The sequence below is a fragment of the Kitasatospora sp. NPDC056531 genome (genome assembly GCF_042794375.1).
Taxonomy (GTDB): domain Bacteria; phylum Actinomycetota; class Actinomycetes; order Streptomycetales; family Streptomycetaceae; genus Kitasatospora.
The window spans coordinates 18,173-24,701 of sequence record NZ_JBHTTU010000061.1; the positions used below are offsets into that span (position 1 = coordinate 18,173).

Annotated in this window: 6 protein-coding genes; 4 read left to right on the forward strand and 2 right to left on the reverse strand. The window is 71.8% G+C overall.

Features of this window, described 5'->3' with window-relative positions; genetic code table 11:
• Positions 1–1,061, forward strand: a 1,061-nt coding sequence (locus ACFQ87_RS33240; protein ID WP_380614617.1) for an alpha/beta fold hydrolase, incomplete at its 5' end; no start/stop codon positions are given.
• Between the two features lie 34 nt (positions 1,062–1,095).
• On the forward strand, positions 1,096–1,296 hold the full coding sequence (locus ACFQ87_RS33245; protein WP_380614618.1) for a hypothetical protein: 201 nt from the start codon (positions 1,096–1,098) through the stop codon (positions 1,294–1,296).
• A 137-nt stretch (positions 1,297–1,433) separates the two neighbouring features.
• Here ACFQ87_RS33245 and ACFQ87_RS33250 read toward each other — a convergent pair whose 3' ends face one another.
• Entirely contained in the window at positions 1,434–3,080 is a 1,647-nt protein-coding gene (locus tag ACFQ87_RS33250) for a tannase/feruloyl esterase family alpha/beta hydrolase (protein ID WP_380614619.1), read from the reverse strand.
• Positions 3,081–3,301: 221 nt separating this feature from the next.
• On the opposite strand from ACFQ87_RS33250, the gene ACFQ87_RS33255 reads away from it, so the two are divergent.
• The gene (locus ACFQ87_RS33255) at positions 3,302–4,153 is read left to right on the forward strand and encodes an alpha/beta fold hydrolase (RefSeq protein WP_380614620.1); all 852 of its coding nucleotides are present in this window, start codon (positions 3,302–3,304) and stop codon (positions 4,151–4,153) included.
• 91 nt (positions 4,154–4,244) lie between these two features.
• Positions 4,245–4,736, forward strand: coding sequence for a nuclear transport factor 2 family protein (locus tag ACFQ87_RS33260; protein ID WP_380614621.1), 492 nt, complete (start codon positions 4,245–4,247; stop codon positions 4,734–4,736).
• A 196-nt stretch (positions 4,737–4,932) separates the two neighbouring features.
• Here ACFQ87_RS33260 and ACFQ87_RS33265 read toward each other — a convergent pair whose 3' ends face one another.
• Positions 4,933–6,471, reverse strand: coding sequence for a LuxR C-terminal-related transcriptional regulator (locus ACFQ87_RS33265; protein WP_380614622.1), 1,539 nt, complete (start codon positions 6,469–6,471; stop codon positions 4,933–4,935).
• Positions 6,472–6,529: the final 58 nt, after the last annotated feature.

The window sequence follows — 6,529 nt, forward strand, 5'->3', positions numbered from 1 at the left end:
ACGGGCGTACATTCACCAAGGCGGTCGGTCTCGGCGTGGGCGCCACGGCCGTGTCGGTCGGCGCGGCATCGAACGCGCCTGCCGCCTTCGCGGCCGGTTCCGACCGGCCCGGCCGCCCGGCCCCGGTCATCCCGGCTATCGCCCCGGGCACGCACAGCGCGTTCACCGACCTGAAGCGGGTCCAGGCCGGCGTGCTCGACATCGGCTACGCCGAGGCCGGGCCGAAGCACGGGCCCGTGGTCATCTGCCTGCACGGCTGGCCCTACGACATCCACAGCTATGTCGACGTGGCGCCGCTGCTGGCGGACGCCGGCTACCGGGTGATCGTGCCGTATCTGCGAGGCCACGGCACCACCACCTTCCTGTCCCCGACGACCGTCCGCACCGGGCAGCAGTCCGCGATCGCCCTCGACATCATCGCCCTGATGGACGCCCTGAAGATCCACAAGGCGGTGCTGGCCGGCTTCGACTGGGGCTCGCGGGCCGCCGGCACCGTCGCGGCGCTGTGGCCGGAACGGGTCAAAGCCCTGGTGGCGGTGAGCGGTTACCTCATCGTCAACATCCCTTCGCAGAAGAACCCGCTGCCGCCGAAGGCCGAGCACACCTGGTGGTACCAGTACTACTTCGCCACCGACCGCGGCCGCGTCGCCATGGAGACCAAGCAGAACCGCCACGACCTGTGCCGGCTGGTGTGGGACGAGGTCTCCCCGACCTGGAACTTCGACGACGCCACCTTCGAGCGCACGGCCGCGGCGTTCGAGAACCCCGACTACGCCGCCATCGTGATCCACAACTACCGCTGGCGCCTGGGCCTGGCCGACGGCGAGCGCCGCTATGACCGCTACGAGCAACTGCTCGCGGCCCGGCCGGCCGTCACCGTGCCGACCATCGCCCTGGACCCCGCCCTCGACCCGTTCCTGGCCACGACCGACGGCGCCGGGTACCGGAGGTTCTTCACCGGTCGATACGAGCACCGCGTGCTCACCGGCATCGGCCACAACGCACCGCAGGAGGCACCGACGGCGTTCGCCCAGGCCGTGGTGGACGCCGACCATCTGTGACCCACAAGCGTGTCGACCACATGGAGGTACGAACGTGAGTGATACCGGTCCCGACACCCACGAGCAGGCGGCGGAAGTCCGCAAGGCCCGATTCGGCGCGCTCCCGGAACGTGTCGCCTTCGAGGACATGGTCGAGGAGAAGGCGGTGCTGTCGGCGAATCAGGCGGTGGCCGCCTATGACCCCGACGCCCTGGCGGTCAGGTTCTCCTGCCTGGCGGCGGATCTGGGTCTTTGAACACAGCGGGTCGAGCATGCCTCGGCGTCGGATGACCGATGTCGAGGCCGGTGTCCTGCTTCCCGGACCTGGTCCTGTGCAAAGCGTTCGGGTCCGGCCCCCGCCGGGGGCCGGACCCGAACCTCTGCGTACCAGGGTCAGTCGCGCGAGGCCTGGACGCAGCGGAAGCTGCTCGCGACACCAGGGTCGCCGTGGCCGGTGTAGCGGGAGACCATCGGGTAGCGGCACATGTCGCGGGCGACGGTCCGGCCGGTGGCGGTGGTCAGGGTGGCCTGAAGCACCGCCGGCGCCTTGCCCTGCTCGACCCAGGCGGTCAGCGACGCCAGGTCGTCGACCTTGCCGCCGTCCAGGCCGCAGTGCGAGACACCCGGAGCCAGGAACAGTCGGTAGAAGTCGTCGACCTTCTTCGTACCGCCCATCTTGTCGTCCACGCGCTTGCGGTAGTCGACCGTGCCCGCGGTGGGGATCAGCTGGTCGGCGTCGCCGTGCCAGGTGATCAGCTTGCCGCCGGCGTCGCGGAACGCGGAGAGGTCCGCGTCGCGGGTGCCGATGACCGAGTCGTACTCGGCGCGGGCCTTCCGGAAGATCTCGTCGAACTGCGCGTGGGTGAGGTTCGCGGTGTTGAACTCGGGCTGCTTCTCCACGAACGTGGCGACCCACCCGGCCGGCACGAAGAACGGCGAGCCCGTGGTGACGCCGTTCGCGTCGGTCTTGCTGGCGGCCAGGTAACGGAAGTCGGCGCCGGTCGGCAGGCCGTACCAGAGCCGCTTGCCGTTCACCTCGCGCGGGCCGTCCCAGATCTTGCGGACCACCTCGGCATCCGCCTCGGTGATGGTGACCTGCTTGCCGTCGCACACGAGCTGCGTGCCGACCAGGCGGCGCGGGTCGAAGTCGCACCGCTGCGGATCGCTGACCAGGCCGTCGACGACGCCGTCGAGCTTGTCGCAGGCCTTGAGGGCGGCCTGATTGAAGGCGTCGAACTCGCACCCGGTCGGGTAGGTGTGCGCCTCGTTCATCACGACCTGCGGCCACAGGGTGGCTACCTCGAACTGGTTCCAGTTGATGCCCGGTGCCGCGGCGTTGATGCCGTTGAAGTCCGTCGGGTACCGCTGGGCCTCCATGTAGCCCTGGCGGCCGCCGGTGGAGCAGCCGTTCCAGTAGGAGTAGGACGCCGCCTTGCCGTAGACGTCGGTCACGACCTGCTTGCCGACCAGCGCCATCTCGTGCGCGGAACGGGAGGCGAAGTCGTCCAGGAGCGCGGTGTTGACGTGTCCGGAGGCGTCCAGCGCCCAGCTGGTGTCCAGGGCTCCGCCGACGCCGGCGTCGGTCGTGGCGGCGGCGTAGCCCTGCTTGACGGCCGCGGCGAGCCCGGCGCCGTTGTCCCCGGCGGCGTAGGCGACGCCGCCGACCGCCTGGAAGCGGCCGTTCCAGCCGGTCTGCGGCAGCCAGACGTTCACCTTGGCGTGGTCGTTCGCGCCGGGGTGGGTCAGCGTGACCGTCACCTCGCAGTGCGCCGGGACGTCGGGCACCGGGAAGCCGCCGAGCGGCGGGACCCCGGGCACCTGGAAGGTGCCGGCCGGGACGCCGACCGCGGTGACGGACTCCACCGCGGTGCCCGCCGGGGCCGGAATCCCGGACGGGGAACAGGTGAAGGACAGCGGGCCGGTGGCGGCGACGTTCGCGGTACGGGCGAGGTCCGCCGACGCGCTCACCGGTGTGGAGACGGCCGCGGCGGCGACCAGTGGGGCACAAGCCGCGACGATGGTCAGGACCCGTCGTTTCATGATCTCTCCTCGGAATCGGGGATGGCGCCCTCACTGTGGCCGCCGGGCCGGTGTCGGCACATCAGTCACCTGACGCCCAGTCGGCGAAGCGGATCGGAGGCTCGGAGGCTCAGAACAGCCGGAAGCTCGAAGTCACATGACCGATGCGTCGGGAACCGACCGAGGGCGACAGTGAGGACCGCCAGATCCACTGCACTGTTCAAATCCCTTGGAGCGTTTCCGTGTTCAGCATTGAGAACGGCCGCCTGCGCCGCTTCATCGCCGGTGCCGTCGCCGGGGTCGGCGCGATCGCCACCGTCGGCGGCTTCGCCGTCGCCGGCAACGCGAACGCCGCGACCCAGGAGCCGGCCACCGACCGGGCCCCGAAGCCGACCATCGTCCTGGAGCACGGCGCGTTCGCCGACGGCTCCAGCTGGGACGGCGTCATCGCCAAGCTGCGCCGCGACGGCTACCCGGTGGTGGCCGCCGCCAACCCGCTGCGCGGCCCGGCCTCCGACGCCGCCGCGCTGCGCAGCCTCGTCGGCCACATCAAGGGCCCTGTCGTCCTGGTCGGCCACTCCTACGGTGGCTCGGTCATCAGTGAGGCCGCGGTCGGTGAGCCGCGGGTCAGGGCCCTCGTCTACGTCGCCGCGTTCCTGCCCGCGCCGGGCGAATCCGCGCTGCAGCTGACCGACCAGTTCCCCGGGTCCACCCTGGCCGGCACGCTCGACCCGGTGTCGTACGCGAACGCCGACGGCAGCACCGGCACCGACCTGTACATCCAGCAGGACAAGTTCCGGGCCCAGTTCGCCGCCGACGTCCCGGCCGACCGGGCCGCGCTGGCGGCCGTGACGCAGCGGCCGATCGCGCAGGCCGCGCTGACGGAGAAGGCCACCGCTGCCGCCTGGCAGACCGTCCCCAGCTGGGACATCGTCACGACCGAGGACCTCAACATCCCGGCCGCCGCGCAGCGGTTCATGGCCGAGCGCGCCCACGCCCACACCACCGAGGTGGCCGCGTCCCACTCCGTCGCGGTGTCCCACGCCGGCCTGGTGGCCGGCGTCATCGAGGAGGCCGCCCGCGCCCCCCGCTGACCGGCCGTCACGATCAGGCCGCTGAACAGCTCCCCCTGAACGCCGGGAGGGCGGTCCCCCGTCCACGCCCTCCGCCCTCCCGGCTCATCCCTTGCGTCTGCTGACAGCTGACTTCGAACAACAGGAAAGGACAGGTCGCCGATCCATCATGGATATCTCGTCAAGCCACCGCGCCATCGAGAACCTGATCGCCGCCTACGCCGTGCACGTCGACAGCGGAGACTTCGGCGCGGTCGGCGCGCTGCTGGCAGATGCCGTGTTCGTGGGCAGCGGGGCACCGGTCCGCGGCCGAGAGGCCGTCGAGGCGATGTTCCAGGACGCACTCATCACCTACGAGGACGGAACGCCACGGACCAAGCACGTCACGACCAGCACCGTCATCGACATCGCGGCTGATTCCACGCACGCGACCGCACGGTCGTGCTTCACCGTGCTGCAGGCGCTGCCGGACCTGCCTCTGCAACCGATCGCCGCAGGCCGGTACCAGGACCGGTTCGAATACCGCGGACAGCGGTGGCACTTCACAGAACGGCACGTGCACGTCGATCTCGTGGGAGACATGACCCGCCACTTGCGGATCTGACAGTGCTGCAGGCTTCTCCGCGAAGGAGTTCGACATGCTGAGCGACGACGACATCTCCCACTGAGACGTCCGGGCCGCCGAGCAGCGGATCATCGATCAGAACGCGCTCGGCGCCGCTCGAACTCCGCATCAGCTCACGACGGGAGTCGCGCGCCGTGCTGCCGCAGTCGTCCCATGGGTCCGCGGACAACGGCGATCACCGCCCGGACAAGACGCCGTCGATCTCGCGACGGGAGGAGATCCCCAGCTTGGCGAAGACCTTGCGCAGGTGCCACTCGACCGTACGAGGGCTGAGGAACAACTGCGCGCCGATCTCCGCGTTCGGGTGCCCGGCGGCCGCGAGCCGGGCGATCTGCGCCTCCTGCGGAGTCAGGACCGGCGCGCCGGGGGTCCGCTTGCGAACGGTCTCACCGGTGGCGAGCAGCTCTCGCCGGGCCCGCTCGGCGAACGCCTCCATGCCCGTTGCCGCAGCCGCCTCGTACGCCGCCCGCAGCTCGGTACGGGCCTGCGCGCGCCGGTTCTGGCGGCGCAACCACTCCCCGAACAGCAGCCGGGCCCGGACCTCGAACACGCCGAGCCCGCCCCGGCCGAAGTGGTCGACGGCCTCGCGGTAGCGGTCTTCGGCCTGCTCGGGTGCTCCGGTCAGGGCGTCGGCGACCGCCTGCGCGCCCAGGGCCCACGGCGTGCCGGCCCGGGCCCAGTCGGCCAGCCGCTCGCGCGCTCGGGCCGCCACGGCCGGCTCGCCGGCCCGGGTCGCGGCCTCGACCAGCTCGCTGCTCGTCCAGACGTGCACGTTGAAGTCCTGGTGCTCCGCGCTTCGGAGTGCCGCTTCCATGGCGAGCGGATAGTTGCCCAGGCCGTTGTGGAGCACGGCCCGCGCATACGCCGCCATGCCGGTGAGCCGTCCCAGGCCGGGCTGCCGGCCGTCGCGCTCCATCGCCTCGATCAGTTCCAGGGCCGGTCGCTCCCGTCCCCGATACGCGCCGATCAGGGCTGTCATGCGCGTCACCACGCCGGTGGCCTTCTCGACGGCCGCGGCCTCGGCCAGCAGGTCCCCGGCTTCGGAGAAACGCCCCGCATAGCCCAGCGCGGCCGCCCGGTAGGGCAGCACCATCGAGAGGATCGACAGCGTTCCCGTCGTCCGGGCGAAGCGGACCGCCCGATCGGTGACGTCCAGCCAGGCCTGGAGATCACCCAGCTCCGCCGCGGCGTTCGCGGCCGCCCACAGGACGGACGGGTCCTCCTCGTCGGTGAGGGAGCGCAGCGCCCGCGCCAGCAGCGGGAAGGCGGCGACCGACCCGTCCGTGGTCCACGTGACCAGGGCACGGAGGAAGACTCCCGCCGGCTCGTCGCCGGGTGTCAGGTCGCAAGCGGCCGCGGCGACTCGCCGCAGTCCGCCTTCGTCGTGCCGGCCGGCCCGAATGGCCGCGCCGAACGCGTCGAGGTAGGTCTTCCGTGCGACGGCCGGGTCGAGGTCCCTGAGCCGGCCCGCCGCGTCGAGCAGCGGCTGCACCGCGCCCGGCCCCGAGTCGGTCATGGACGACGCCTTGGCCCGAAGCCGGCCTGCATGGGCCCGCTGCAGCCGGTCCAGCGGCCCCAGTTCCGCGGCGGCGAGCAGGTCGGGCACCCGAGCCGGCATGCCCGCGGCAAGGTGGGCGTCCGCGGCCGCCAGCGCGCGCCGCGCCCGTTCCTTCGGGTCAGGGGTGAGCGCGGCGGCACGTTCCAGGAAGGACACGGCGGCAGCCCTGCCTCAGCGCGCCAGGACCCGGTCGGTGGAGCGCTCAGGCGCGGCC

Excerpts from the sequence above, each read along its gene's own strand:
- ACFQ87_RS33250 (WP_380614619.1), bottom strand. The coding sequence starts at position 3,080 with ATGAAACGACGGGTCCTGACCATCGTCGCGGCTTGTGCCCCACTGGTC.